At 64.5% G+C, this 26174-nt stretch carries 24 protein-coding genes; 5 read left to right on the top strand and 19 right to left on the bottom strand.

Features of this window, described 5'->3' with window-relative positions; genetic code table 11:
- Positions 1 to 117: 117 nt before the first annotated feature.
- The 7 genes from BLS61_RS08930 to BLS61_RS08900 all read right to left on the bottom strand — a co-directional run bounded on the left by BLS61_RS08930 (position 118) and on the right by BLS61_RS08900 (position 8509).
- The gene (locus BLS61_RS08930) at positions 118 to 1005 is read right to left on the bottom strand and encodes an ABC transporter permease subunit (protein WP_090429983.1); all 888 of its coding nucleotides are present in this window, start codon (positions 1003 to 1005) and stop codon (positions 118 to 120) included.
- Positions 1002 to 1910: an ABC transporter permease subunit gene (locus tag BLS61_RS08925; RefSeq protein WP_394328139.1), complete on the bottom strand. Its 909-nt coding sequence runs from the start codon at positions 1908 to 1910 to the stop codon at positions 1002 to 1004. The genes BLS61_RS08930 and BLS61_RS08925 overlap by 4 nt, the downstream gene beginning before the upstream one ends.
- Complete coding sequence (gene potA / locus BLS61_RS08920; RefSeq protein WP_090429981.1) at positions 1907 to 3061, bottom strand: polyamine ABC transporter ATP-binding protein; 1155 nt, start codon at positions 3059 to 3061, stop codon at positions 1907 to 1909. Before potA ends, BLS61_RS08925 begins: the two co-directional genes overlap by 4 nt.
- Positions 3062 to 3115: 54 nt before the next feature.
- Entirely contained in the window at positions 3116 to 4207 is a 1092-nt protein-coding gene (locus tag BLS61_RS08915; protein ID WP_090430402.1) for a polyamine ABC transporter substrate-binding protein, read from the bottom strand.
- A 212-nt stretch (positions 4208 to 4419) separates the two neighbouring features.
- On the bottom strand, positions 4420 to 5517 hold the full coding sequence (locus tag BLS61_RS08910) for a polyamine ABC transporter substrate-binding protein (protein WP_090429979.1): 1098 nt from the start codon (positions 5515 to 5517) through the stop codon (positions 4420 to 4422).
- A 138-nt stretch (positions 5518 to 5655) separates the two neighbouring features.
- Positions 5656 to 7023, bottom strand: coding sequence for an aspartate aminotransferase family protein (locus BLS61_RS08905; RefSeq protein ID WP_090429977.1), 1368 nt, complete (start codon positions 7021 to 7023; stop codon positions 5656 to 5658).
- A 127-nt stretch (positions 7024 to 7150) separates the two neighbouring features.
- Complete coding sequence (locus BLS61_RS08900) at positions 7151 to 8509, bottom strand: glutamine synthetase family protein (protein ID WP_090429975.1); 1359 nt, start codon at positions 8507 to 8509, stop codon at positions 7151 to 7153.
- Positions 8510 to 9294: 785 nt separating this feature from the next.
- On the opposite strand from BLS61_RS08900, the gene BLS61_RS08890 reads away from it, so the two are divergent.
- The 5 genes from BLS61_RS08890 (at position 9295) to aguA (ending at position 14948) form a co-directional block, all read left to right on the top strand.
- Positions 9295 to 10674 carry a glutamine synthetase family protein gene (locus BLS61_RS08890; protein WP_090429970.1) on the top strand — a complete coding sequence of 460 codons (1380 nt, stop codon included), beginning with the start codon at positions 9295 to 9297 and terminating at the stop codon, positions 10672 to 10674.
- A gap of 176 nt (positions 10675 to 10850) precedes the next feature.
- Positions 10851 to 11909: a polyamine ABC transporter substrate-binding protein gene (locus tag BLS61_RS08885; RefSeq protein WP_090429968.1), complete on the top strand. Its 1059-nt coding sequence runs from the start codon at positions 10851 to 10853 to the stop codon at positions 11907 to 11909.
- A 72-nt stretch (positions 11910 to 11981) separates the two neighbouring features.
- Positions 11982 to 12623, top strand: coding sequence for a TetR/AcrR family transcriptional regulator (locus BLS61_RS08880; protein ID WP_090429966.1), 642 nt, complete (start codon positions 11982 to 11984; stop codon positions 12621 to 12623).
- A 263-nt stretch (positions 12624 to 12886) separates the two neighbouring features.
- Entirely contained in the window at positions 12887 to 13771 is an 885-nt protein-coding gene (gene aguB, locus BLS61_RS08875; RefSeq protein WP_090429964.1) for an N-carbamoylputrescine amidase, read from the top strand.
- A 70-nt stretch (positions 13772 to 13841) separates the two neighbouring features.
- On the top strand, positions 13842 to 14948 hold the full coding sequence (gene aguA, locus BLS61_RS08870) for an agmatine deiminase (RefSeq protein WP_090429962.1): 1107 nt from the start codon (positions 13842 to 13844) through the stop codon (positions 14946 to 14948).
- Positions 14949 to 15026: 78 nt separating this feature from the next.
- Here aguA and BLS61_RS08865 read toward each other — a convergent pair whose 3' ends face one another.
- The 12 genes from BLS61_RS08865 to BLS61_RS08810 form a co-directional block, all read right to left on the bottom strand.
- On the bottom strand, positions 15027 to 15215 hold the full coding sequence (locus BLS61_RS08865; RefSeq protein ID WP_004373268.1) for a YgaP family membrane protein: 189 nt from the start codon (positions 15213 to 15215) through the stop codon (positions 15027 to 15029).
- 14 nt (positions 15216 to 15229) lie between these two features.
- Complete coding sequence (locus tag BLS61_RS08860) at positions 15230 to 15649, bottom strand: DUF6691 family protein (protein WP_090429960.1); 420 nt, start codon at positions 15647 to 15649, stop codon at positions 15230 to 15232.
- A gap of 2 nt (positions 15650 to 15651) precedes the next feature.
- Positions 15652 to 16086: a YeeE/YedE family protein gene (locus tag BLS61_RS08855; RefSeq protein ID WP_090429958.1), complete on the bottom strand. Its 435-nt coding sequence runs from the start codon at positions 16084 to 16086 to the stop codon at positions 15652 to 15654.
- The gene (locus tag BLS61_RS08850) at positions 16083 to 16397 is read right to left on the bottom strand and encodes an ArsR/SmtB family transcription factor (RefSeq protein ID WP_090429956.1); all 315 of its coding nucleotides are present in this window, start codon (positions 16395 to 16397) and stop codon (positions 16083 to 16085) included. The genes BLS61_RS08855 and BLS61_RS08850 overlap by 4 nt, the downstream gene beginning before the upstream one ends.
- A 527-nt stretch (positions 16398 to 16924) precedes the next feature.
- On the bottom strand, positions 16925 to 17314 hold the full coding sequence (gcvH, locus tag BLS61_RS08845) for a glycine cleavage system protein GcvH (RefSeq protein WP_090429954.1): 390 nt from the start codon (positions 17312 to 17314) through the stop codon (positions 16925 to 16927).
- Between the two features lie 94 nt (positions 17315 to 17408).
- The gene (gene gcvT / locus BLS61_RS08840; protein WP_090429951.1) at positions 17409 to 18506 is read right to left on the bottom strand and encodes a glycine cleavage system aminomethyltransferase GcvT; all 1098 of its coding nucleotides are present in this window, start codon (positions 18504 to 18506) and stop codon (positions 17409 to 17411) included.
- 306 nt (positions 18507 to 18812) lie between these two features.
- Positions 18813 to 20429 carry an ABC transporter permease gene (locus tag BLS61_RS08835; RefSeq protein ID WP_090429949.1) on the bottom strand — a complete coding sequence of 539 codons (1617 nt, stop codon included), beginning with the start codon at positions 20427 to 20429 and terminating at the stop codon, positions 18813 to 18815.
- 144 nt (positions 20430 to 20573) lie between these two features.
- The gene (locus tag BLS61_RS08830) at positions 20574 to 21575 is read right to left on the bottom strand and encodes an extracellular solute-binding protein (protein ID WP_090429947.1); all 1002 of its coding nucleotides are present in this window, start codon (positions 21573 to 21575) and stop codon (positions 20574 to 20576) included.
- Positions 21576 to 21712: 137 nt separating this feature from the next.
- Positions 21713 to 22930, bottom strand: coding sequence for a 2-octaprenyl-3-methyl-6-methoxy-1,4-benzoquinol hydroxylase (locus BLS61_RS08825; protein WP_090429944.1), 1218 nt, complete (start codon positions 22928 to 22930; stop codon positions 21713 to 21715).
- Positions 22931 to 22946: 16 nt separating this feature from the next.
- Positions 22947 to 24131: a 2-octaprenyl-6-methoxyphenyl hydroxylase gene (gene ubiH, locus BLS61_RS08820; RefSeq protein ID WP_090429942.1), complete on the bottom strand. Its 1185-nt coding sequence runs from the start codon at positions 24129 to 24131 to the stop codon at positions 22947 to 22949.
- A gap of 4 nt (positions 24132 to 24135) precedes the next feature.
- Positions 24136 to 25470, bottom strand: coding sequence for a Xaa-Pro aminopeptidase (gene pepP / locus BLS61_RS08815; RefSeq protein WP_090429940.1), 1335 nt, complete (start codon positions 25468 to 25470; stop codon positions 24136 to 24138).
- 19 nt (positions 25471 to 25489) lie between these two features.
- The gene (locus tag BLS61_RS08810) at positions 25490 to 26044 is read right to left on the bottom strand and encodes a YecA/YgfB family protein (protein ID WP_090429938.1); all 555 of its coding nucleotides are present in this window, start codon (positions 26042 to 26044) and stop codon (positions 25490 to 25492) included.
- Between the last annotated feature and the right edge of the window lie 130 nt (positions 26045 to 26174).

Below are 26174 nucleotides of genomic sequence, written 5' to 3'. Positions count from 1 at the left end.
GGCTGGGCCTCACAACCTTCGCGGCTGAAGCCGCTCCTACAGATCGCGGTACCGCCCCGATCAGTGACACCATGAAAAACGGGCCCCGCGGGGCCCGTTCTGCTTTCAGCTTGATGCTCAGTTGCCGCTGGCACCGCGGCGGCTGTCGATGACCTGCTGCCAGGACGGATTGGCGGTCTCGTCCATGGCCTGCTGCATGGCCTTCTTGCGTTTTTCCTCGGCGCGATGGGCGAAGAACCAGGCCAGGAAGGTGGCGAACGACACCGCCAGCAGGATCAGGCTGGCCACCGCGTTGATCTCCGGCTTAACCCCCAGGCGCACGGCGGAGAAGATCTCCATCGGCAGGGTGGTCGAGCCCGGACCGGAGACGAAGCTGGCCAGCACCAGGTCGTCCAGCGACAGGGCGAAGGACATCATGGCGCCCGCTGCCAGCGATGGCGCGATCATCGGCACGGTGATCAGGAAGAACACCTTCCACGGCCGCGCCCCCAGATCCATGGCGGCTTCCTCGATGGACATGTCCAGCTCACGCAGGCGCGACGACACCACCACTGCCACGTAGGCCGAGCAGAAGGTGGTGTGGGCGATCCAGATGGTGGTCATGCCACGCTGCATCGGCCAGCCGATCAGCTGCGCCATCAGCACGAACAGCAGCAGCAGCGACAGGCCGGTGATCACTTCCGGCATCACCAGCGGGGCGGTGACCAGGCCACCGAACAGGGTACGGCCCTTGAAGCGGGTGATGCGGGTCAGCACGAAGGCCGCCAGGGTGCCCAGCGCCACCGCCGCGATGGCGGTGTAGCAGGCGATTTCCAGCGAGCGCATCACCGAATTCATCAGCTGGGTGTTGTCCAGCAGGCCGACGTACCACTTCACCGACCAGCCACCCCAGACCGTCACCAGCCGCGAGGCGTTGAACGAGTAGATGACCAGAATGACCATGGGCAGGTAGATGAACACCAGCCCCGCCCAGAGCATGATGCTGGAGAAACTGAAACGCTTCATGGGCGGCCCTCCAGCTCTTTCGCTTGGTTACGGTTGAACAGGATGATGGGCACGATCAGGATCGCCAGCATCACCACGGCCAGAGCGGACGCCACCGGCCAGTCGCGGTTGTTGAAGAATTCCTGCCACAGCACCTTGCCGATCATCAGGGTCTCCGGACCACCGAGCAGTTCGGGGATGACGAACTCACCCACCACCGGGATGAACACCAGCATGGAGCCGGCGATGATGCCGTTCTTCGACAGCGGCACGGTGATCCGCCAGAAGTTGTTGAAGTTGCTCGAGCCCAGGTCGGAGGCGGCCTCCAGCAGGCTCGGGTCGTGCTTCACCAGGTTGGCGTAGAGCGGCAGGATCATGAACGGCAGGTACGAATAGACCACGCCGATGTAGACCGCGGTGTTGGTGTTGAGGATCTGCAGCGGCGAGTCGATCAGGCCGATGCCCAGCAGCAGGCTGTTGAGCAGGCCGTTGTTGCCGAGGATGCCCATCCAGGCATAGACGCGGATCAGGATCGCGGTCCAGGTCGGCATCATGATCAGCAGCAGCAGCACGGTCTGCTGCGATTTCGGCGCCCGGGCGATGGCATAGGCCATCGGGTAGCCGATCACCAGACACAGCAGTGTGCTGAAGAAGGCGACCTGCAGCGAGCCCAGGTAGGCAGACAGGTACAGGGCATCCTCGGTGAGGAAGATGTAGTTGCCGAAGTTCAGCAGCAGGGTCAGCTTGTTGTCCGCCCACTGGTAGATTTCCGTGTACGGCGGAATGGCCACGTCGGCTTCGGCGAAGCTGATCTTCAGCACGATGACGAAGGGCAGCAGGAAGAACATGAACAGCCAGAGGAACGGAATGCCGATCACGACATGCCGTCCTCCGGGCAGATGACGCGTCAGTTTGCTCAATTTCATGATTGCAGTACCACGCCGCTGTCGTCTTCCCAGTACACCACCACCGGATCGTCCCAGGTCGGGCGCTTGCCGCGGCGCTCGGCGTTGGCGATGAAGCACTGCACGATCTGCCCGGAGGTCAGCTTGACGTGGTACACCGAGTGGCCGCCGAGGTAGGCGATATCATGCACATGACCATGGCTCCAGTTGTACTCGGGGTGCTCGTGGTCATCCGGCAGCGCGGTGGCCATCAGCAGCTTCTCGGGGCGTAGCGCGTAGCTGACGGACTTGTTCTCGGCGCGGGTACTGACGCCGTGGCCGATGTAGATCGGCTTGTCCAGGTGCGGGCAATCGATGATCGCGTGATCGGCCTCGTCGCTGACGATCTGGCCGTCGAACAGGTTGACGCTGCCGATGAATTCGCACACCAGGCGGCTGGTCGGGGTTTCGTAGATGTCCACCGGGCTGCCGGTCTGGGCGATCCAGCCCAGGTGCATGATGGCGATGCGCTGGGCCATGGTCATGGCCTCTTCCTGATCGTGGGTGACCATCACGCAGGTCACGCCGACGCGCTCGATAATCTCCACCAGCTCCAGTTGCATTTGCGAACGCAGCTTCTTGTCCAGCGCGCCCATCGGCTCGTCGAGCAGCAGCAGCTTGGGCCGCTTGGCCAGGGAGCGGGCCAGGGCCACGCGCTGGCGCTGACCGCCGGAAAGCTGGTGCGGCTTGCGCTTGGCGTACTGGGTCATGTGCACCAGCTTGAGCATCTCGGCCACGCGCTCTTCGATCTCGGCCTTGGGCAGCTTGTCCTGCTGCAGGCCGAAGGCGATGTTCTGCGCCACGGTCATGTGCGGGAACAGCGCATAGGACTGGAACATCATGTTGATCGGCCGCTGGTAGGGCGGCATGTCGGTGATGTCCACGCCATCGAGGATGATGCGCCCGGAGGTGGGCCGCTCGAAGCCGGCGAGCATGCGCAGCAACGTGGACTTGCCGGAGCCGGAGCCACCGAGCAGGGCGAAGATTTCGCCCTTGTTGATGGTCAGCGAGACGTCGTCGACCGCCACGGTCTCGTCGAACTTCTTGGTCACCCGATCGATCTTGACCAGCACCTCTTTCGGTGTCTGATCTCCCTCGAGGGCTTTTTTGTAGGCGCTGGAGGCAACAGCCATTATCGGAAAACTCCCGGAAGATTGTGCCCGACCCCGGTGGCCGGGCAGGAACGATTACTGACCCGACTTGACCTTGGTCCAGGTGCGAGTCATCAGGCGCTGCACGCGAACTGGCAGCTCGGCAGAGACGTACAGCTTGTCCAGCACCGCTTGTGGCGGGTAGACGGACGGGTCGTTGCGTACTTCCTCGTCCATGAACTCGTCCGCCCTGGTATTGGGGTTGGCATAGCCGACGTAGTCACTGACTTCGGCGATCACTTCGGGATCGAGGAGGAAGTTGATGAAGGCATGCGCCTGCTCGGCATTGGCGGCATCGGCGGGAATGGCCATCATGTCGAACCAGAGGTTGGCGCCTTCCTTGGGAATGGCGTAGGCGATTTCGATGCCTTTGCCGGCCTCTTCGGCGCGGTCGGCGGCCTGCAGGATGTCGCCGGAGAAACCGGCCGCCACGCAGATGTTGCCGTTGGCCAGATCGCCGATGTACTTGGAGCTGTGGAAGTAGGTGACGTAGGGACGCACTTCCAGCAGCTTGGCTTCGGCCTTGGCGTAGTCGTCGGGGTTGGTGCTGTTGGGGTCGAGACCGAGGTAGTTGAGCATGGCCGGGATCATCTCGTCGCCCGAATCGAGGAAGGCGACGCCGCACTGGCTGAGCTTCTTGATGTTCTCCGCCTCGAACAGCACGGCCCAGGAGTCGATCTCCTCGACGCCGAGCACGGCCTTGACCTTCTCGACGTTGTAGCCGATGCCGTTGGTGCCCCACAGGTAGGGCACGGCGTACTGGTTGCCGGGGTCGTTGGTTTCCAACTGCTTGAGCAGCGCCGGGTCCAGATTGCTCCAGTTCGGCAGCTTGCTACGGTCGAGCGGCTGGAAGGCGCCGGCGCGAATCTGCTTGCCGAGAAAATGGTTGGAAGGCACTACCACGTCGTAGCCGCTGCGGCCGGCGAGCAGCTTGCCTTCGAGGGTTTCGTTGGAGTCGAAGACGTCGTAGATCGGCTTGATGCCGGTTTTCGCCTCGAACCTGGCGAGCGTCTGTTCGCCGATGTAGTCGCTCCAGTTGTAGATGTGCACCGTCTGCTGAGCCAGGGCGGCTCCACTCAGGGTAGCGGCTGCCAGGGCGATCAGAGTCTTGGGCAGGGTTACTCGCACAGTTTCATCCTCGCTTTGGTGCGCCGCCTGAAAAAAGCGCGGCACTTTATAGGAAAACGCGTTGGGAATCAGCGACTGCCAGATCAAGCCGCACCGTTACCACCCCAAGGCTCTCGGCCTGAACACGCGCACATCGATGGCCGTCGTGGCCCTGTAAAGTGTCACTGAGAAACCTGGCGGGCATGCCCGCCAGGGTAGTAGCGCTGCTGCGATCAGCGACCGGACTTGATCTTGGTCCAGCTGCGGGTCATGTTGCGCTGCACCGCCGGAGCCAGGTCCGGGAAGGTGTAGATCTTCTTCAGCACTTCCGGCGTCGGGTACACGCCCGGGTCGGTGCGCAGGGCCTCATCCACCAGCGGCGTGGCGGCGGCGTTGCCGTTGGGGAACTGCACGTAGTTGGTGATGTTGGCCATTACCGCCGGCTCCATCAGATAGTTGAGGAACACGTGGGCAGCCTCGACGTTCTTGGCGTCGGCCGGCACGGCCAGCATGTCGAAGAAGGAGCCTGCGCCCTCTTTAGGAATGTTGTAGCCGACTTCCACGCCGTTCTTGGCTTCCTCGGCGCGCGCCTTGCTCTGGTAGATGTCGCCCGAGTAGCCGATGGCGACGCAGATGTTGCCGTTGGCCAGGTCGGAGATGTACTTGGAGCTGTGGAAGTAGGCCACCGAAGGACGGATGGAGAGGAACAGCTCCTCGGCCTTCTTCAGCTCGTCAGCCTTGCTGCTGTCCGGGGCGTAGCCCAGGTAGTGCAGGGCGGCCGGGAGGATCTCGGTCGGCGAGTCGAGGAAGGAAACGCCGCAGGACTTCAGCTTCTCCATGTTTTCCGGCTTGAACACCAGATCCCAGGAATCGACCGGCGCGTCTTCGCCGAGTACGGCCTTGACCTTCTCGACGTTGTAGCCGATGCCGATGGTGCCCCACATGTAGGGAATCGAGTACTGGTTGCCCGGGTCGCTCGGCTCCAGCGCATGCAGCAGGTCCTTGTCCAGGTTCGACCAGTTCGGCAGCTTGGACTTGTCCAGCTTCTGGAACACGCCCGCCTTGATCTGCTTGGCCAGGAAGGGGTTGGACGGTACCACCACGTCGTAACCGGAGCTGCCGGCGAGCAACTTGGCTTCCAGCACTTCGTTGCTGTCGAAGACGTCGTAGACGACCTTGATGCCGGTTTCCTTCTCGAAGTTGGCCAGGGTGTCTTCGGCGATGTAGTCGCTCCAGTTGTAGACATGCAGCACCTTGCTGTCAGCCTGAGCAGCGCCTGCCACGGCCGCGGTCAGGGACAACGCGAGAAGGGTCTTGCCGAATGTTTTCATGCGTACAGCTCCTGTTGTTGTGTCGGTAATCCAGAGGACGCGCAAGCCGTTCGAATCAGCCCGGCTCGCACACTCTGGCGCAGTCTGGCAAGGTCATGGCACCGCTGACAACTTTCCGTGACTGCGGGGCTTTCAGACCTACAGGTCACGCAGGGTCAGATCCAGGCACTTGCGTGCTTTTTCCACCAGTTCGTCGATTTCCGCCCGGCTGATCACCAGTGGCGGAGCAATGATCATGGTGTCGCCCACGGCGCGCATGATCAGGCCGTTGTTGAAGCAATGGCCGCGGCAGATCATGCCCACCGCCCGGTCACTCGGGTAACGCTTGCGCGTGGCCTTGTCCTGCACCAGCTCGATGGCGCCGAGCATGCCCAGGCCACGCACCTCGCCCACCAGCGGATGATCCGCCAGTTCGCGCAGGCGTTGCTGCAAATACGGTGCCGTTTCTGCTTTCACCCGCTCGACGATGCCCTCATCCTTGAGAATGCGCAGGTTCTCCAGGCCCACCGCCGCCGCCACCGGGTGGCCGGAGTAGGTGAAGCCGTGGTTGAAGTCGCCGTGCGCCTCGATAACGTCAAAAACCTTGTCGCTGACAATCAGCCCGCCCATGGGCACGTAGCCGCTGGTGAGGCCCTTGGCGATGGTCATCAGGTCCGGCTTGAGGTCGTAGTACTGGCTGCCGAACCACTCGCCGGTACGGCCAAAACCGCAGATCACCTCGTCGGCGACGAACAGGATGTCGTACTTGGCCAGGATCTCCTTGATCCGCGGCCAGTAGGTCTCCGGTGGGATGATCACGCCACCGGCGCCCTGGATCGGCTCGGCGATAAAGGCGGCCACGTTCTCTTCGCCCAGCTCGAGAATCTTCTGCTCCAGCTGGTCGGCAGCCCAGATGCCGAATTCCTCCGGCGACTGCTCGCCGCCCTCACCGAACCAGTAGGGCTGCGGGATATGAGCGATACCGGGGATCGGCAGATCGCCCTGCTCGTGCATGAACTTCATGCCGCCGAGACTGGCGCCGGCCACGGTGGAGCCGTGGTAGCCGTTGTCGCGGCCGATGATGATCTTCTTGGCAGGCATCCCCTTGCACGCCCAGTAGTGGCGTACCAGGCGCAGCATGGTGTCGTTACCCTCGGAGCCCGAACCGGTGAAGAACACATGGTTCATGCCGGCCGGCGCCAGCTGGGAGATGGCGTGGGCCAGCTCCAGCACCGGCGGGTGGGCGGTCTGGAAGAAGGTGTTGTAGAACGGCAGCTGACGCATCTGCTGGGCTGCCGCTTCGACCAGTTCCTCGCGGCCGTAGCCGACCGCCACGCACCACAGGCCGGCCATGCCATCGAGGATCTTGTTGCCCTCGCTGTCCCACAGGTGCACGCCCTTGGCTTCAGTGATGATGCGCGGGCCCTTCTCGGCCAGCTGCCTGTAGTCACTGAACGGCGCCAGGTGGTGGGCCTGGCTCAGGGCCTGCCACTGCGAGGTCTTGGGGTTGTTCGCTTGCTTACTCATTACCACACCTTATTTGTTGGCCCTGCCGGCTCGCGGCACTGTAGGGTGGGCCGGGCGGCGATCCGCTTCAGCCCACCGAGTCGGCCTGCAATGGTGGGCTGAAGCCCACCCTACAGCTGCGCCGGAACTACACCGACAACAACAGGAACTCGCGCTCCCAGGAGCTGATCACCCGCTTGAAGTTCTCATGCTCGGCACGCTTGACCGCGACATAGCCACGGATGAACTTCTCGCCGAGGAATTTCTCGGCGTCCTTGCAGGCTTCCATGCGCTCCAGGGCGCTCTCGATGGTCACCGGCAGGCGCAGGTTGCGTCGCTCGTAGCCACGCCCCTTGACCGGCGCACTGGGTTTGACCCCGCCAACCATGCCCATGTAGCCGCACAGCAGGGTCGCCGCCAGCACCAGGTAGGGGTTGGCGTCGGCGCCCGCCAGACGGTTTTCCACACGGCGGTTCTGCGGGGTCGCCTCGGGCACACGCAGGCCGACGGTGCGGTTCTCCTCGCCCCACTCCACGTTCACCGGCGCCGAGGTATCGGGCAGGAAGCGGCGGAACGAGTTGACGTTGGGCGCGAACAGCGGCAGCAGCTCGGGGATGTACTTCTGCAGGCCGCCGATGTGATTGAGGAACAGCTCGCTCATCGTCCCGTCGTCGTTGGAGAAGATGTTCTTGCCGGTCTTGATGTCCACCACGCTCTGGTGGATGTGCATGGCGCTGCCCGGCTCGTCGGTGATCGGCTTGGCCATGAAGGTGGCGGCCACATCGTGCTTGAGCGCCGCCTCGCGCATGGTGCGCTTGAACACCAGAATCTGGTCGGCCAGGTGCAGCGCATCGCCATGGCGGAAGTTGATTTCCATCTGCGCCGGGCCTTCCTCGTGGATCAGGGTGTCCAGATCCAGGCCTTGCAGTTCGCACCAGTCGTACATGTCCTCGAACAGCGGGTCGAACTCGTTCGCCGCGTCGATGGAGAAGCTCTGGCGACCGGTTTCCGGGCGACCGGAGCGGCCCACCGGGGCGACCAGCGGGAAGTCCGGGTCGCTGTTGCGCTTGGTCAGGTAGAACTCCATCTCCGGCGCGACGATGGGCTTCCAGCCCTTGTCGGCATACATCTGCAGCACCTTCTTGAGGATGTTGCGCGGCGACAGCTCGATGGGGTTGCCCTGTTTGTCGAAGGTGTCGTGGATCACCATGGCGGTGGGCTCGATGGCCCAGGGCACGACGAATACAGCGTTGGCGTCCGGACGGCAGAACATGTCGATGTCCGCCTCGTCCAGCAGGTCGTAATAGATGTCGTCCTCGACGTAGTCGCCGGTCACGGTCTGCAGCAGCACGCTCTCGGGGAGGCGCATGCCCTTCTCGTCGAGGAACTTGTTGGTCGGCGAGATCTTGCCGCGGGCAATGCCGGTCAGGTCGCTGATCAGGCATTCGACTTCGGTGATTTTGCGTTCTTTCAGCCAGCTCGTGAGCTGGTCTAGCTTGGTACTCATAGAGACCTCAGGGTTGTAGAACCCGCCTGGATTGCAGTGGGCTCAGCGTTGCCCCGCCCTCTCCCTGCAAGCCTCACCAAAGGCCTGGAAGAAGGCGAGATATTCGTGTGGATGCTACTAGGGGTGCGGCACCTCCGGTACCTCGCATTTCACTCCACCGAAATTAAATCGCTTGCCCTGACCTTCGCACACCAAGCTGTCTATCTCGCGGCATGGCACGAGCCTGGCGAAGTCAGCGCGCATCTCGTACCTGGCAGGACGCGTGCCAGGCAGCGCCGTACGGCTGCGTACGCTATCGTGCAGGGTAGATAAAGGGCGAAACGCCTGCCCGACGGGCAGGTCGCGCGGCGTGGCAGCCGCAGAGAAAGGAGAGTGCCGCATTGCGACGGTCATGTTGATGGCCACTCGCTCCCGCCTGAAGCGCGCACGCGCCGCGTTGACGAGCGAAGGGGTAGCGTGACCGAGGATCCTGGCACAGGCGCTGACGCCGATGGCCGGCAGGCAAAACATGAGACACCCGTATTATTGCTGTTATGGGTTTGAACGGAGCTTAGCCTTGTTCATTTTTTTACACAATAGCCCTGTAAAAAATTGAACACACCCCACTGAGCACCCTGAAGGATCGGCGTTTGGCCCCCTTTGAAAGGCCTTGGAACGCCCCAAAAATGGCCATCATGCCCCACTACAGGGCACCATGTGGCCTGCTTGACAGTAAAGTGCGTTTCGGATTGACTCACACCCATGCAGTCGCATGATTGATATATTTAACAAAAAGGTGTTGCATCATGTCGGTACCCCCGCGTGCCGTTCAGCTTAACGAAGCGAACGCGTTCCTCAAGGAACATCCCGAGGTCCAGTTCGTCGACCTTCTTATTGCAGATATGAATGGTGTGGTGCGCGGCAAGCGCATCGACCGGAACGCCCTGCACAAGGTGTACGAGAAAGGCATCAACCTGCCTGCCTCGCTTTTCGCCCTCGACATCAACGGCTCCACCGTCGAGAGCACCGGCCTTGGCCTGGACATCGGCGACGCCGACCGTATCTGCTTCCCCATCCCCAATACCCTGTGCAACGAACCCTGGCAGAAGCGCCCGACCGCACAACTGCTGATGACCATGCACGAGCTGGACGGCACGCCTTTCTTCGCCGACCCGCGCGAGGTGTTGCGCCAGGTGGTGCAGAAGTTCGACGAACTGGGCCTGCGTATCTGCGCAGCCTTCGAACTGGAGTTCTACCTGATCGATCAGGAGAACGTGAACGGCCGGCCGCAGCCGCCGCGCTCGCCGATCTCCGGCAAGCGGCCGCACTCCACCCAGGTCTATCTGATCGACGACCTCGACGAGTACGTCGACTGCCTGCAGGACATGCTCGAAGCCGCCAAGGAGCAGGACATCCCGGCCGACGCCATCGTCAAGGAAAGTGCTCCGGCGCAGTTCGAGGTCAACCTGCATCACGTCGAAGACGCCATCAAGGCCTGCGACTATGCCCTGCTGCTCAAGCGCCTGATCAAGAACATCGCCTACGACCATGAGATGGATTCCACCTTCATGGCCAAGCCCTACCCGGGCCAGGCGGGCAACGGCCTGCACGTGCACATCTCGCTGCTGGACAAGAAGACCGGCAAGAACATCTTCGCTGCCGAAGACCCGCTGCAGAACACCTCGTTGCGCCACGCCGTCGGCGGGATCCTCGACACCATGGCAGCTTCGATGGCCTTCCTCTGCCCCAACGTCAACTCCTACCGCCGCTTCGGTGCGCAGTTCTACGTACCCAACGCGCCGAGCTGGGCACTGGACAACCGCACCGTGGCCGTGCGCGTGCCGACCGGCAGCCCGGACGCCGTGCGCATCGAACACCGCGTGGCCGGTGCCGATGCCAACCCTTACCTGATGCTGGCGTCGATCCTCGCCGGTATTCACCACGGCCTGACCAACCAGATCGAGCCGGGCGAGCCGATCGAGGGCAACGCCTACGAGCAGCTCGAACCCAGCCTGCCGAACAACCTGCGCGACGCTCTGCGCGAGCTGGACGACAGCGAAGTGCTGAACAAGTACATCGATCCGAAATACATCGACATCTTCGTCGCCTGCAAGGAAGCCGAACTGCAGGAGTTCGAGACCACCATCTCCGACCTCGAATACAACTGGTACCTGCATACCGTGTGACACCGAGAAAGCCGGCCGCAGAGCCGGCTTCTTTTTGCCTGCCAACTGCCAACCGAAAGCTCCGGCGCCTCGCGTCGGGAACAGCGGTTCGCCGCACGGCGACTCCGCTGACGTGAATCAACCTCCGGCGACCAGGGCCGCCGGATACTGTTGCCTTCATCAACGGGGAGCTACTCATGCAACGCGCACTTGCCGCCGTCCTGCTCGGCCTGGCCTGCGGCCTGGCTCAGGCTGCCGACAGCATCCGGGTCTACAACTGGAACGACTACATCGCGCCGCAGGTGCTGGACGACTTCACCCGCGACACCGGCATCGCGGTGGAGTACCACACCTTCGCCAGCGCCGAAGAGCTCAACGCCGCGTTGAACAGCGGCGAGGCCATCGACGTCGCGGTGCCGTCGAACAATGAACTACCGGCGCTGATCGGCGCCGCACGCATCCAGCCCCTGGACATGGCCAGGCTGCCCAACCGCCAGCATCTGGACAAACAGCTGCTGAGCAAACTGGCCGCCGTCGATCCGCAGAACAGCTACGCCATCCCCTACCTGTGGGGCGCAGTCGGCCTGGCGATCAACATCCCTCGGGCCGAAGCCGCCTACGGCGGGCCGCTGCCCGAAAGCTGGAGCCTGCTGTTCGATGCCGGGCAGAGCGCACGTCTGGCCAGTTGCGGCATCAGCGTGCTGGATGCACCGGATGAAACCCTGTCGCTGCTGCTGAACTACCAGGGCCGCAGCCTGGCGCGCAGCGCACCGAGCCGCGTCGAGCGTGCCGGCAGCGTGCTCGAAGCCCTGCGTCCGCACCTGCGCTACGTCGACAGCGAGCGCTACATCGACGACCTCAGCAACGGCCGCCTGTGCCTGGCCATGGCCTGGGTCGGCGACGCCCTGGCCGCGGCGCAGGCCGGCCAGCCGGTGCGCTTCGTGGTGCCCGGCGAAGGCTCGGTGCTGTTCATCGACAACCTGGTGATCCCGACCAGCGCCGCCCGCCCGGACCTCGCCCACCGCTTCATCGATTACCTGATGCAGCCGCAGGTAATCGCCCGGATCACCGCCGAAACCCTCTACCCCAACGGCAACGCCGACTCCATGCCGTTCATCGACGACGCCCTGCTGCAGCAACCGGGCCTTTATCCGGATCAGGACACCAAGCGCCGTCTGTATCCGCTGGAGGTGCTGTCGGAAAAGCACGCCCAGGTGCGCAGCCAGGTCTGGCAGCGCTTTCGCGACGGCGGCTGATGACCGCGGCGAGGCTTGCCTCGCCGACACCGCCTGACGTCCAATAGCGCCTCGTCCACCGAGGAGCTCACCATGTCGCGCCCCGCCAGCACCCGCAAGCCGCGCGCCAGCAGCCAGGCCCGTATCGCCGTGATCCTGGCGGCCGCGCGCGAACTGCTGGCCGAGCAGGGCATGGCCAACCTGTCGATCTACACGGTGGCCGAGCGTGCGGGCATTCCCCCCTCTTCGGTGTATCACTTCTTCGCCAGCGTGCCCGCCCTGCTCGAGGGGCTGACCGCCGACGTGCACGCGGCCTTCCGCGCCAGCCTGCTGGAAGCGGTCGACCATGCGGCCCTGCGCAGCTGGCACGACCTGTCGCGCCTGATCGAGCAGCGCATGCTGGCGATCTACGCCGCCGACGCCGCCGCGCGCCAGCTGATCCTGGCCCAGCACGGCCTGGCGGAAGTCACCCAGGCCGATCACCAGCACGACCTGGAGCTGGGACGCCTGATGCGCGCACTGTTCGACCGCCATTTCCCCCTGCCGCAATTGCCGACGGATATCGACGTATTCAGCCTGGCCATGTCGCTGGGCGATCGCGTCTACGCGCGCTCGGTGCAATTGCACGGCGAAATCACCCCGCGCCTGGCCGAGGAAGGCATGCGCGTGTTCGATGCCTACCTGGGCCTCTACCTGCCGGCCGCCCTGCCGAAACGAGCCACGCCGCTTACGTAGGGTGCGCCGTGCGCACCAACCTCCCCATTGTCAGAGCGTCTGCGATTACGCACGGCCTAGGCGCGTGCCTCCTTACGACTCACGCCCGGATTTTTATCCGATAAAAATCTGAGATTTTTCCCTCCCTACGCCTTTTCAGTCTTTTAAATCCGATTTTTATCGGATATAAATCGACTATCCGCCATGGTCGATCCACCCGCCACGGCCCCGTCACAGGTCGCCGACTGCCTCGGACGACCGCTTTCCAGTCTACGAGGTGCTTTATGTCCCGTATCGTTACCGTCGCTGCGACCCAGATGGCCTGCTCCTGGGATACCGCCGCGAATATCGCCAACGCCGAAAGGCTGGTACGCCAGGCAGCCGCCCAGGGCGCGCAGATCATCCTGATTCAGGAGTTGTTCGAGACGCCCTACTTCTGCCAGAAGCCCAATGCCGACTACACCCAGCTGGCCACCACGGCAGAGGAGAACCCGGCGATCCTGCACTTTCGCAAAGTCGCCGCCGAGCTCAAGGTGGTACTGCCGATCAGCTTCTTCGAGCGTGCCGGCCGCGCCCGTTTCAACAGCATCGCCATCATCGATGCCGACGGCAGCAACCTCGGGATTTATCGGAAAAGCCATATCCCCGATGGCCCCGGCTACCACGAGAAGTATTACTTCAACCCCGGCGATACCGGCTTCAAGGTCTGGGATACCGCCTACGCCAGGATCGGTGTCGGCATCTGCTGGGATCAGTGGTTCCCCGAATGCGCGCGCAGCATGGCGCTGATGGGCGCGGAAATCCTCTTCTACCCCACCGCCATCGGCAGCGAACCGCATGACCCGACCATCAGCTCGCGTGAGCACTGGCAGCGCGTACAGCAGGGCCACGCGGGCGCCAACCTGATGCCGCTGGTGGCCAGCAACCGTATCGGCCGCGAAGAACAGGACGGCTACGACATCACCTTCTACGGCAGCTCGTTCATCGCCAACCAGTTCGGCGAGAAGGTCGAGGAGCTGGGCCAGAGCGAGGAAGGCGTGCTGGTGCACCGCTTCGATCTGACCGAGCTGGAGAAGGTGCGCACCGCCTGGGGTGTGTTCCGCGACCGCCGGCCGAACCTATACTGGCCACTTTCCACGCTCGATGGTGAAACGCCGTCGATCCCCTAGGGTGCGCTGTGCGCACCTAGCCCTCCAGACACTTTGCCGGTGCGCATGGCGCACCCTACGGAACCGAGACATGACCACCCTGACTACCACACCACGCGCCGACGGTTTCCATATGCCCGCCGAATGGGCGCCGCACAGCCAGACCTGGATGGTCTGGCCCGAGCGTCCGGACAACTGGCGCAACGGCGGCAAGCCGGCGCAGGCGGCCTTCACCGCCGTGGCCAAGGCCATCGCCCAGTTCGAGCCGGTGACCGTCTGCGTCTCCGCCGCGCAGTACGAAAATGCCCGCGCCCGCCTGGACGACGACAACATCCGCCTGGTGGAAATCACCACCGACGATGCCTGGGTGCGTGACACCGGGCCGACCTTCGTGATCAACGACAGCGGTGAGGTGCGCGGCGTGGACTGGACCTTCAACGCCTGGGGCGGCTTCGACGGCGGCCTGTACTGGCCGTGGCAGCGCGACGATCAGGTGGCGCGCAAGATCCTCGAGATCGAAGGCTGCAAGCGCTATCGCACCGAGGGCTTCGTCCTCGAAGGCGGCTCTATCCACGTCGACGGCGAAGGCACCCTGATCACCACCGAAGAATGCCTGTTGAACAGGAACCGCAACCCGCACCTGTCGCGTGAAGAGATCGAGGCCGTGCTGCGCGAGCACCTGGCCATCGACAGGGTGATCTGGCTGCCCGACGGCCTGTACAACGACGAGACCGACGGCCACGTCGACAACTTCTGCTGCTACGTGCGCCCGGGCGAGGTGCTGCTGGCCTGGACCGATGATCAGAACGATCCCAACTACCCGCGCTGCCAGGCCGCCATGCGCGTGCTGGAGAGCGTACGTGACGCCAAGGGCCGCCAGTTGATCGTGCACAAGATGCCGATCCCCGGCCCGATCCACGCCAGCGAAGAGGAATGCGCCGGTGTCGACGCCGCCGAAGGCAGCCAGGAGCGCAGCCCTGCAGTGCGCCTGGCCGGCTCCTACGTCAACTTCCTGATCGTCAACGGCGGCATCGTCGCGCCGAGCTTCGATGACCCGAAGGACGCGGAGGCCCGCGCCATCCTTGAGCGTATTTTCCCCGAGCATCGCGTGGTGATGGTGCCCGGCCGCGAGATTCTGCTCGGCGGTGGCAATATCCACTGCATCACCCAGCAGCAACCGGCGCCGCACGGTGCCTGACGGCTTCTCACCGCAGCAGCATGAAAACGCCCGGCAGATGCCGGGCGTTTTTCGTTCAGCTGCATCGAGGCACAGGCTTCATTTCACTTTGCAGGTATTGATACCCAGCAAGGGATAGGCCGGGCAGAAACGGAAGACACCGGTCGCCAGCGGCACCACGCCAATCCAGCCCCACAGACCGATCACGCCGGCGAGGCTGAGGGCGATGAGAATCAGACCCGCGGCAATGCGCAGGCTACGGTCGAGCGTTCCAACATTGGCTTTCATCGAGGTTCTCCAGGTCAACGCCCGCGCCGGCCCTCCAGCGCGGTAAAGATCAGCATGCCGGCGAGCATCGCGGCAACGAACAACGCCGCCTGCCAGTGCCCGGTCAACAGAATGGCCAGCGCCGGCCCCGGGCAGATGCCGGCGATGCCCCAGCCAACCCCGAACAGCAGGCTACCGCCGACCAGTCGGGCATCCAGATCGCGCCGGTTCGGCAACTGCATGGCGCCGCCGAGCAACGCCTTGGTACGCCGCTGCGCCAGATTCAGCGGTAACGCAGCCGCGCCAATGGCGCCGGCCATCACCAGTGCCAGCGATGGGTCCCAGTCACCCGCCAGATCGAGAAAGGCCAGCACCTTGGCCGGATCGGCCATGCCTGCCAGCAGCAGACCGAGGCCGAACAGCAGCCCGGCGATGAATGCGCTGAGTCTGGGCATGTTCAGCCCCCGAGCAGATGACGCAGGACAAACACCGTGGCGAAACCCATGACCATGAAGCACAGGGTGGCCACCAGCGAGCGCGGCGACAGGCGCGAGATGCCGCATACGCCATGACCGCTGGTGCAGCCGGAGCCGTAGCGCGTGCCGATGCCCACCAGCAGGCCGGCCAAGATCAGGCCGAGGCTGCCGGTGTCGAAGTGAACCGGCGGCAACGCGGCGAACATCGCCCAGAGCCCCGGCGCCAGCAACAGGCCAAGCAGAAAGGCCAGCTTTTCACCTCGCCCTTCGCCCTGATGCTGCAGCAGACTGCCGAGCAGCCCACTGATGCCGGCCACGCGACCATTGACCAGGGCAAACAGGGCGGCCGCCAGGCCAATCAGGGCACCGCCGGCCAGGGCGCTCCAGGGCGTGAAGCCGGCCCAGTCGATACTCATTGCCGGCCCTCGCAGAACAGGCGGTAGAGCGTCTCGATCACCGCCAGCGCCGCCGGGCTGCTGATGCGATAGAAGATCTGCTTGCCGTCGCGGCGGGTCTCCACCAGCCCTTCACGGCGCAGCACGGCCAGTTGTTGCGACAGCGTCGGCTGCTGAATGCCGAGCAATGCCTCCAGCTCGCTGACATTGCGCTCGCCCTGCGACAGCTGACACAGCAGCAGCAGGCGATCCGGATTGGCCAACGCCTTGAGCAACTGCCCGGCAGCATCGGCATTGGCACGCAATTGCTGGATATCGATGGACTCAGCCACGGCACACCTTCACTCAATACAATATGTATTTTTATATATTGTATTGAGTGAAGGTGCTACCCATGCTGACCAGCGGTTAAAGAGGGGATTGAACATAATGCTGTTCACTTAAGGCTGCACGCGTGTGGCTCCCCTCTCCCACTTATGGGAGAGGGGCTGGGGGAGAGGGCAGAAGACACCGCAAAACTGCCAGTTTCCCCCCTCTCCGAACGCGGCCCGCCCTAACCCTCTCCCCGGAGGGCGAGGGGACTGATCAAGCTCGACCATTTCTTAAGTGAACAGCATTAGGGATTGAACGGGCCTACAAGAGCGCGCCTACCTGCATCAACCGATGCATGCACGGTACAAATCGTGGGAGGGGCTTTAGCCGCGACGAGAGCTCGCCGCTGAAGCGCCTCCCACATGGGGTATCGTCACTCCCAGGGTTACATACGGGCTACCACTGACGCCCTACATGCGAATTCATTAGCGGAGCCCAGAAATGCAGAAACCCGCCTTGGCGGGTTTCCGGGTCGAAGCCAGATGAATCAGGCGTCGGCGTCAGCGGCAGCCGCATAGGCAGCCGCGTCCAGCAGCTTGTCCAGCTCGCTGGCATCGCTCGGCTTGAGCTTGAAGAACCAACTGCCATACGGATCGCTGTTGACGCTCTCGGGGCTGTCGACCAGCGCCTCGTTGATCGCGATCACTTCGCCGCCCACCGGGGCGTAGATGTCGGAGGCAGCCTTGACCGACTCCACCACACCAGCTTCCTGGCCGGCGCCCAGCTGCTTGCCGACTTCCGGCAGCTCGATGAACACCACGTCGCCGAGGGCTTCCTGGGCGTGGTCGGAAATGCCCACGGTCACACTGCCGTCGGCCTCCAGGCGCGCCCACTCGTGGCTGGCGGCATAACGCAGATCGGCGGGGATATTGCTCATGTGTCTTTCCTCGTAAGCGATGACGGCAAGCGGGCCGTCAGGACAATTTAGCAGGCCGCGGCAGGAGGGAAAGCCAGCGCCGCGACCTGATGATTCAGATAAGGGTTTTGCCATTACGCACGAAACCCGGCCTCACCACCCGCACCGGGTACCACTTGCCGCGGATCTCCACTTCGGCACGATCCCCGGTCACGGCCGGCACCCGCGCCAGCGCGATGGATTTGTTCAGCGTCGGCGAGAAGCTGCCACTGGTGATCTCACCCTCGCCGATGCCCTCGACCCGTACGACCTGGTGTGCGCGCAGCACACCGCGCTCTTCCAGTACCAGGCCAACCAGCTTGCTCGGGCAACCGGCTGCACGCTGCGCCTCCAGCGCCGCGCGGCCGATGAAGTCACGGGCGGCGGGCTCCCAGGCGATGGTCCAGGCCATGTTGGCGGCCAGCGGACTGACCTGCTCGTCCATGTCCTGGCCATAGAGGTTCATGCCGGCCTCCAGGCGCAAGGTGTCACGGGCGCCAAGGCCGATGGGCGAGATACCGGCGCCCACCAGGTCGTTGAGAAAGGGCACCACCTCGGTCACCGGCAGCACGATCTCCAGGCCATCTTCGCCGGTATAACCAGTGCGCGCGATGAACCAGTCGCCCTCGGCCAGGCCCTGGAACGGCTTGAGTTCGTGGATCAGCGCCGCACGCGCCTGGGTCAGCAGCTCGGCGACGCGCGCACGCGCCTTCGGCCCCTGGATGGCGAGCATGGCCAGGTCGCGCCGCTCGCGCAGTTGCACGTCGAAGTCGCCGGCCTGGGCGTGCATCCAGGCCAGGTCCTTGTCGCGGGTGCCGGCATTGACCACCAGGCGGTAACCCTGCTCCTGGGAAGAAGAGCCGGTTAGGTAGACGATCAGATCGTCGATCACCCCGCCCTGCTCGTTGAGCATGGCGCTGTACAGCGCCTTGCCGGGACCTTCCAGGCGCGCCACATCGTTGGCCAGCAGGCGTTGCAGAAAGGCCTTGGCCTGGCTGCCGGCAACGTCCACCACGCACATGTGCGAGACGTCGAACACGCCACAGTCGCGGCGCACCTGATGATGCTCCTCGACTTGCGAACCGTAATGCAGCGGCATGTCCCAGCCGCCGAAGTCCACCATCTTGGCCCCCAGCGCCAGGTGCAGGTCATAAAGGGGGGTACGCTGTCCCATGGGTAAATCTCCTTCCGGGCTTGGCGATTCAGACCCTTAGAAGCTACCTGCGTTGCCATTGCCTGCGTCTTGCAGCGCGGCATCGGCTCAAGCTCCGTGCTTCGCCCTACCGCCTGCATCCATGCAGTCGTCGGATAGCTTCTAGATGAATCTTGCCGGGCTGCCCCGGCTCGCGAATGGCGCGCATTGTAGCCGCATGCGCCCGGAGGGTCATCCTGGCTTCAGGTCGTAGGGCGGGTGCAACCCGCCATGCCCCAACACTGGCGGGTTGCACCCGCCCTACAGCCTGGCTGGGTCACCGTGCGCTCAGCCGACCCGCCGCGCCGAGCGACGGATCAGCAGGATCACCGGCAGCAGGCCGACCAGCACCAGGGTCAGCGCCGGCAGCGAAGCACGCGCCCATTCGCCCTCGCTGGTCATCTCGAATACGCGTACCGACAACGTGTCCCAGCCGAAGGGGCGCATCAGCAGGGTCGCCGGCATTTCCTTGAGCACATCGACGAACACCAGCAACGCGGCAGAGAGGGTGCCCGGCAGCAGCAGCGGCAGGTAGACCCTGAAGAACAGGCCAAAGCCGCCAACGCCCAGGCTGCGCGAAGCCTCCGGCAGCGACGGGCGGATTCGCGCCAGGCTGGTTTCCAGCGGCCCGAACGCCACCGCCATGAAGCGGATCAGGTAGGCCACCAGCAGCGCCGCCAGGCTGCCCAGCAACAAGGGCTTGCCGGCGCCCCCCAGGGCCGAGGACAGCGGAATCACCAGCTCGCGATCGAGGAAGCTGAACGCCAGCATGATCGCCACCGCCAGCACCGAGCCAGGCAGGGCATAACCCAGGTTGCCCAGCGCCACGCCGATACGCATGCCACGAGTCGGCGCCTGACGCCTGGCGAAGGCCAGCAGCATGGCCACGCTGACGGTGATCAGCGCCGCCATGCCGCCCAGGTACAGGGTATGCAGGATCAGCCCGGCATAGCGCTCGTCGAGGTCGAAGCGGCCGCGCTGCCAGAACCACACCAGCAGTTGCAGCAGCGGGATGACGAAGGCACAGGCGAACACCAGGCCGCACCAGGCGCTGGCAGCGAAGGCTTTCCAGCCGTGCAGGTGGTACAGCGCCTTGCCGCGCGGGCGTTCGTTGGCCGGGCGTGCGGCGCCGCGGGCGCGACGTTCGCCGTAGAGCACCAGGGCCACGGCCAGCAGCAACAGGCTGGCCAGCTGGGTCGCGCTGGTCAGGCTGTAGAAGCTGTACCAGGTCTTGTAGATCGCGGTGGTGAAGGTATCGAAATTGAACACCGATACCGCGCCGAAGTCGGCCAGGGTTTCCATGATCGCCAGCGCCAGGCCGGCCCCGATCGCCGGGCGCGCCATCGGCAGTGCCACGCGCCAGAAGGCCTGCCACGGGCTTTGCCCGAGCGCCCGCGCCGCCTCCATCAGTCCCTTGCCCTGGGCCAGGAAGGCGCCGCGCGCAAGCAGGTAGACATAGGGGTAGAACACCAGTACCAGAACGATGATGACGCCGCCGGTGGAGCGCACGCGGGGCAAACGAAAACCGCTGCCGAACCATTCGCGCAGCAGCGTCTGCACCGGCCCGGCGAAATCCAGCAGGCCGACGAAGACGAACGCCAGCACGTAGGCGGGAATGGCGAACGGCAACATCAGCGCCCAGTCCAGCCAGCGCCGACCGGGGAACTCGCAGAGACTGGTAAGCCAGGCCAGGCTGACGCCCAGCAGTGTCACGCCGAGGCCGACGCCAAGCACCAGGGTCAGGGTATTGCCGATCAGCCGAGTCATCTGCGTCTGCCACAGATGCGTCCAGATCTGCTGATCGACCTCATGCCAGCTCAGCAGCAAAACCGATAGCGGCATCAGTACCAGGGCGGCAACGGCAAGGACGATGGGGTACCAGCGACGCTGGACGGGATGCGGCACGCGGATTCCTCGACTACGCAAATGACGACGCCCCGGCTAGGCGGGGCGTCGAAGTAAAACAGCCAGAGGCTGCAAGCTGCAAGCTTCAGGCTTCAGGCTTCAGGCTTCAGGCTTGGAGCTTGCGGCCTATAGCCTGTAGCCGCCTCACTGCCAACCGGCGCGATCCATCAGCATGGTGGCCTCAGCCTGGCGCTTGCCGGCCACTTCCGTGGCAACCGAGTCAGCCTTGAAGTTGCCCCAGGCAGCCACTTCCTCGGACGGCGCGACCGCCGGGTTGGCCGGGAACTCCTGGTTGACGCCGGCGAAGATGCTCTGCGCTTCCGGGGTGGTCATCCACTCCAGCAGTTTCCTGGCCTGCTCGGCATGCGGTGCATGCTTGGTCACGCCGGCACCGGCCAGGTTGACGTGCACGCCACGGTCATTCTGGTTCGGCCAGAACGGCTTGACCTTCAGGTCCGGCTGCTGCTTGTGCAGGCGGCCATAGTAGTAGGTGTTGGTGATGCCCACGTCGCACTGACCGGCATCGATGGCCTGCAGCAGCGCGGTGTCATCCGGGAACACGTCGGTGGCCAGGTTGTTGACCCAACCCTTGACGATCTCTTCGGTCTTCTCGGCACCGTGGGTCTCGATCAGGGTGGCGGTCAGCGACTGGTTGTAGACCTTCTTGCTGGTACGCAGGCACAGACGGCCTTCCCAGTTCTTGTCGGCCAGGGCTTCGTAGGTGGACAGCTCTTCCGGCTTGACCCGCTCGGTGGAGTAGAAGATGGTCCGCGCGCGCAGCGACAGGCCAGTCCAGCTGTCGGTGCTGGAGCGATACTGAGCGGGGATGTTGGCGCTGATGACATCGGATTTGGTCGGCTGCAGCACGCCTTCCTGCTCGGCCTGCCAGAGGTTGCCGGCGTCGACGGTGATCAGGAGGTCAGCCGGGGTGTTGGCACCTTCGGCCTTGAGGCGGGCAATCAGCGGGGCTTCCTTGTCGGTGATGAACTTCACCTTGACCCCGGTCTTCTCGGTGTAGAGATCGAATACCGGCTTGATCAGCTCGTCGATACGGGCGGAATAGACCACCACTTCGTCAGCAGCCTGAACGGCAGTAGCCAGGGTGCTGAGAGTGAATGCAGCGAGAAGCGCGTTGCGAGCCTTCATGGGACCAGCCTCTTGTGGGTGAGCAAAGTGGCTGAATAGTAGTGAATGTTATTTGCCTTCTCAACGAAACCTTCGTTGCAGCGATGGCCAGTTGTTACAAAGCATTTTCACCGGGAAACCCGGAGTTGGGCCGCTCGTCAGGCCCGCGCCAGCTCCGGCAGGTCGCCCGACAGCCCCAGCGCCTGACGTACGAACAGCGCCTTGGCTTCGGCCTGGCCGTCGACCAGATCGAGACCGACGTTGCGCAGCAGGCGCAGTGGCAGCGGGTCGGCCTGAAACAGGCGCTGGAAGCCCTCCATCGCCGCCATCATCGCCAGGTTGTGCGGCATGCGCCGACGTTCGAAGCGGCTCAGCACCCGCTCTTCGGCGAGATTCTCGCCGCGTTCGACGGCGTGCAGCAGCACCTCGGCGAGCACCGCGGCATCGAGAAAACCGAGATTGACGCCCTGCCCCGCCAGCGGGTGGATGGTGTGCGCGGCATCGCCGATCAGCGCCAGGCCCGGCTCGACGTAACGTTTGGCATGACGCTGGCGCAGCGGGATGCACAGGCGACGGTCGGCATGCAGCACCTTGCCGAGGCGATGCTCGAAGGCCTTGCCAAGCTCGGCGCAGAAGGCCTCATCGCCAAGCGCCATCAGGCGTTCGGCCTCGACCGGCACGGTGGACCAGACGATCGAACACCAGTGCTCGCCAGCCGGCCCCGCCAGCGGCAGGAAGGCCAGCGGCCCATCGTCGGTGAAACGCTGCCAGGCCGTGGCCTGGTGCGGGCGCTCGCAGCGCACGCTGGTGACGATGGCGTGATGCAGATAATCCCATTCGCGGGTGGCGCAGCCGGCCAGGCGGCGCACCGCGGAGTTGCCACCGTCAGCCGCCACCAGCAGTGGTGCGCGCAGCTGACGGCCACCCTCCAGGGTCAGCAGCCAGTCGTCGCCGGAGCGACGCAGCTGCTCCAGGCGTGCGCCCGGCAGCAGGCCGATCTGGCTGTCATGCAGGCGTTCGAGCAGGGCGTCCTGCACCACGCGGTTCTCGACGATGTGCCCCAGCGTCTCGGCATGCACGCTGGCGGCGGCGAAGTGGATGCTGCCGGTACCGGAGCCGTCCCACACGCGCATCTCGCCGTAGGGACAGGCGCGCCGTGCGGCGATACCTGGCCAGGCGCCGAGGCGGTCGAGGATGCGCTGGCTGGCCATGGACAGCGCACTGACGCGCGGCTCGAACGGCGCCTGCGCAGCGAACGGCGATACGCTCAGCGGGCCACCGTCGACGATCAGGATGTCCAGGCCACTGTGCTCCAGCGCCAGGGCCAGGGTGCTGCCGACCATTCCGGCGCCGACGATGATCAGATCCGCTCGCATATTCATTCCTTGGCTGTCACAGACTTCGCGTGCCCATGCCCATGGCCTGCCGGGCGAACCAGCGCTTGGCCGGCGGCAATAGGTCGAGACCAAGCAGGCCGAGGTTGCGCCCCGCCGCCAGCAGCGGCTGGGCATTGCTGAACAGCCGCGTGACCTGGTCGGAAAAGCCGACGGTCATTTGCTGATCGAGCTGCTGCCGCTGCCGGTAGCGCTGCAGCGTGGCGAAATCGCCCAGTGGCGCCTCGCTGGCGATCAACACTTCAGCCAGCGCCAGGGTATCGCGCAGCGACAGGTTGTAGCCCTGACCTGCGATGGGGTGCAGGCTGTGCGCGGCATTGCCCAGCACCACCAAATGCGCCCGCACCTGCTCCTGCGCCTCGACCAGGCTCAGCGGATAGAGGTGCCGTGCACCGACCTGCTGCAAGGCGCCCAGACGATAGCCGAAGGCCTGCTGCAGCTCGCCGAGAAACTGTGCCTCGCTGACGCGCAACAGGCGCTCGGCATCGGCGTTGCTGCGCGTCCAGACCAGCGCGCAGCGGTTACCTTCCAGCGGCAGCATGGCCATCGGGCCGTCATCGGTGAAGCGCTCGAAAGCCTGACCACGATGCGCCTCCAGCGGGCTGACGTTGGCGATCAGTGCGCTCTGTCCATAGGGCTTGCTGCTGACGTTGATGCCGAGCTGTTCACGCAGAGCGGAACGCCCGCCGTCGGCGAGCACGGCCAGGTCGCAATCGAGGCAGGTCTCATCGTTCAGGGTCAGGCGATAGCCGTCGCCCAGGCGCTGCATGCCCACCACCTCGGCGGGGCAGCGCCACTCGATCAGTTCCTGATCCAGCGCCTGCCACAGGCAATGGCCGATCCAGGCGTTCTCCACCACGTAGCCGAGCGCCGGCACGCCTTCCTCGATGGCCTGCAGACGCGTGGCGCCGAAGCGGCCGCGGTCGGATACGTGAATCTGCTGGATTGGCTCGGCACGCTGGGCAATGCGCTGCCACAAGCCCAGGCGCTCGTAGATCAGCCGGCTGCCGTAGGACAGCGCGGTGGAGCGGGCATCATAGCTGGGCTGGTATTCGCTGCCCGGGGCGAAGGGTTCGATCAGAGCAATGCGCCAGCCGCGCTGACGCGCAGTGTCCTGCAGGGCCAGCGCCAGGCTGGCGCCCACCAGCCCACCACCGATGATCGCCAGGTTCACGCGGGACATGGGCTCAGGCGGCCTCGGTACGTGCGGCGGCCATCAGCACCTCGATCTCGGCGACGGTCTTGGGCACGCCGCCGGTGAGAATCTCGCAGCCCTGCCTGGTCACCACCACGTCGTCCTCGATGCGCACGCCAATACCGCGCCACTTCTTGGCGACCTTGTCGTTATCGGCGGCGATATAGATACCCGGCTCGACGGTCATCGCCATGCCCGGCTCCAGCACGCGCCACTCGCCGCCGACCTTGTAGTCGCCGACATCGTGCACGTCCATGCCCAGCCAGTGGCCGGCGCGGTGCATGTAGAAAGCCTTGTAGGCCTCGCTGGCGATCAGCTCGTCGACATCGCCGCTGAGCAGGCCCAATTCCACCAGGCCGGCGGTGATCACCCGCACGGTGGCCTCGTGCGCCTCGTTCCAGTGCTTGCCCGGAGCGATCTCCTTGAATGCGGCTTCCTGGGCGGCCAGGACCAGCTCGTAGATGGCCTTCTGCTCGGCGGAGAATCGGCCGCTGACCGGGAAGGTGCGGGTGATGTCGCTGGCGTAGCAGTCGATTTCGCAGCCGGCGTCGATCAGCACCAGATCGCCGTCCTTGAGCGGCGCATCGTTCTCGCGATAGTGCAGGATGCAGGCATTTTTACCAGCGGCGACGATGCTGCCGTAGGCCGGCATCTTCGCCCCGCCCTTGCGGAACTCGTAATCCAGCTCGGCTTCCAGGTGGTATTCGAACAGCCCGGCGCGGCTGGCCTGCATGGCGCGCACATGAGCGCGCGCACTGATCTCGGCGGCTTCCTTCATCACTTTCACCTCGGCGGCCGACTTGTACAGACGCATGTCGTGCAGCAGATGGTCGAGGGCGACGAACTCGTTCGGCGGCGTGGCACCCTGGCGCGCCTTGGCGCGGATATGGTTGATCCATTCCATCAGCCGGTGATCGAACTCCTGGTTGCAGCCGATGGCATAGTAGACGCGCTCGCGGCCTTCGATCAGGCCGGGCAGGATGTCGTCGATATCGCCGATGGGGAAGGCATCGTCGGCGCCGTAGTTGGCGATCGCGCCGTCCTGGCCGGCGCGTAGACCGTCCCACAGCTCGCGCTCCGGGTCGCGCTCGCGGCAGAACAGGACGTACTCGCCATGCTCGCGCCCGGGGATCAGCGCCATCACCGCCTCCGGCTCGGGGAAGCCGGTGAGGTACTGGAAATCGCTGTCCTGGCGGTAGACGTGCTCGACGTCACGGTTGCGGATATACACCGGCGCGGCCGGCAGGATGGCGATGCTGTTGGGTTCCATCTGCGCCATCAGCGCCTTGCGCCGACGGGCATATTCGGACTTGGGGATGCTGATCAAGGCAGGCTCCGACAGGCAATCAGTGCAGGGAGGGTTTGGCGGCAGGCGCGACGGGCTTGGCGCACTCGGTGAACAGCAGCAGCGGCGCCACACGCAGGTACTCCATGACCTCCATATAGTCGCTCTCGCCATCTTCGGATTCTTCCAGGGCGCTCTGCACCTGGGCGATGGCGGAGAGATCCTGCAACACTTCCATGGCCTCGGCACTCAGCGCGCCGTCACGGGCGGTCAGACCGAAGCCTGCAAGAAAGCCCTGGCACCATTGACCCAGAGCGGCTGCGCGCTGCGCCAGCGGGGTTTCGTCATCCGGCAACAGCAGCACTACGGTGATGTCCTCGCTGCACAGCTCGCCCTTGACCATCTCCTGCAAGCCGATCAGCGCCTGGCGCACGTTGTCCTGCGGCTCGCCGCCGAGCAGATCGGCCGCGTCAAGCAGCCAGGCATCGGCATCGAAGCCGGCACCGGCGCAGCTGCGCCCCAGCAGCAGGCCATGCAGTTCGGCAGGGGAAACGGAATGCCCGGCGCTGCTGAGCAGAGCGGCGAAGGCGGCGTAGGGAGAGCTTGGAATCGACATAGATAGCTAGGCGCCAGGCGGCGCAATCTCTAGAATGGAGGCCTCGTATCCTAGCACCGGCAGACGCGCCAAGACCATCCGAGGCCGCCGGTGTGATGCCGCCATCTGCATCACACCCCTGCCGACCGAG

Origin of the sequence: Ectopseudomonas guguanensis (genome assembly GCF_900104265.1) — a bacterium.
GTDB classification, from domain to species: Bacteria; Pseudomonadota; Gammaproteobacteria; order Pseudomonadales; family Pseudomonadaceae; genus Aquipseudomonas; species Aquipseudomonas guguanensis.
The sequence above is the reverse complement of the archived record's forward strand: the minus strand, read 5'-3'. Positions and strand labels throughout refer to the sequence as shown.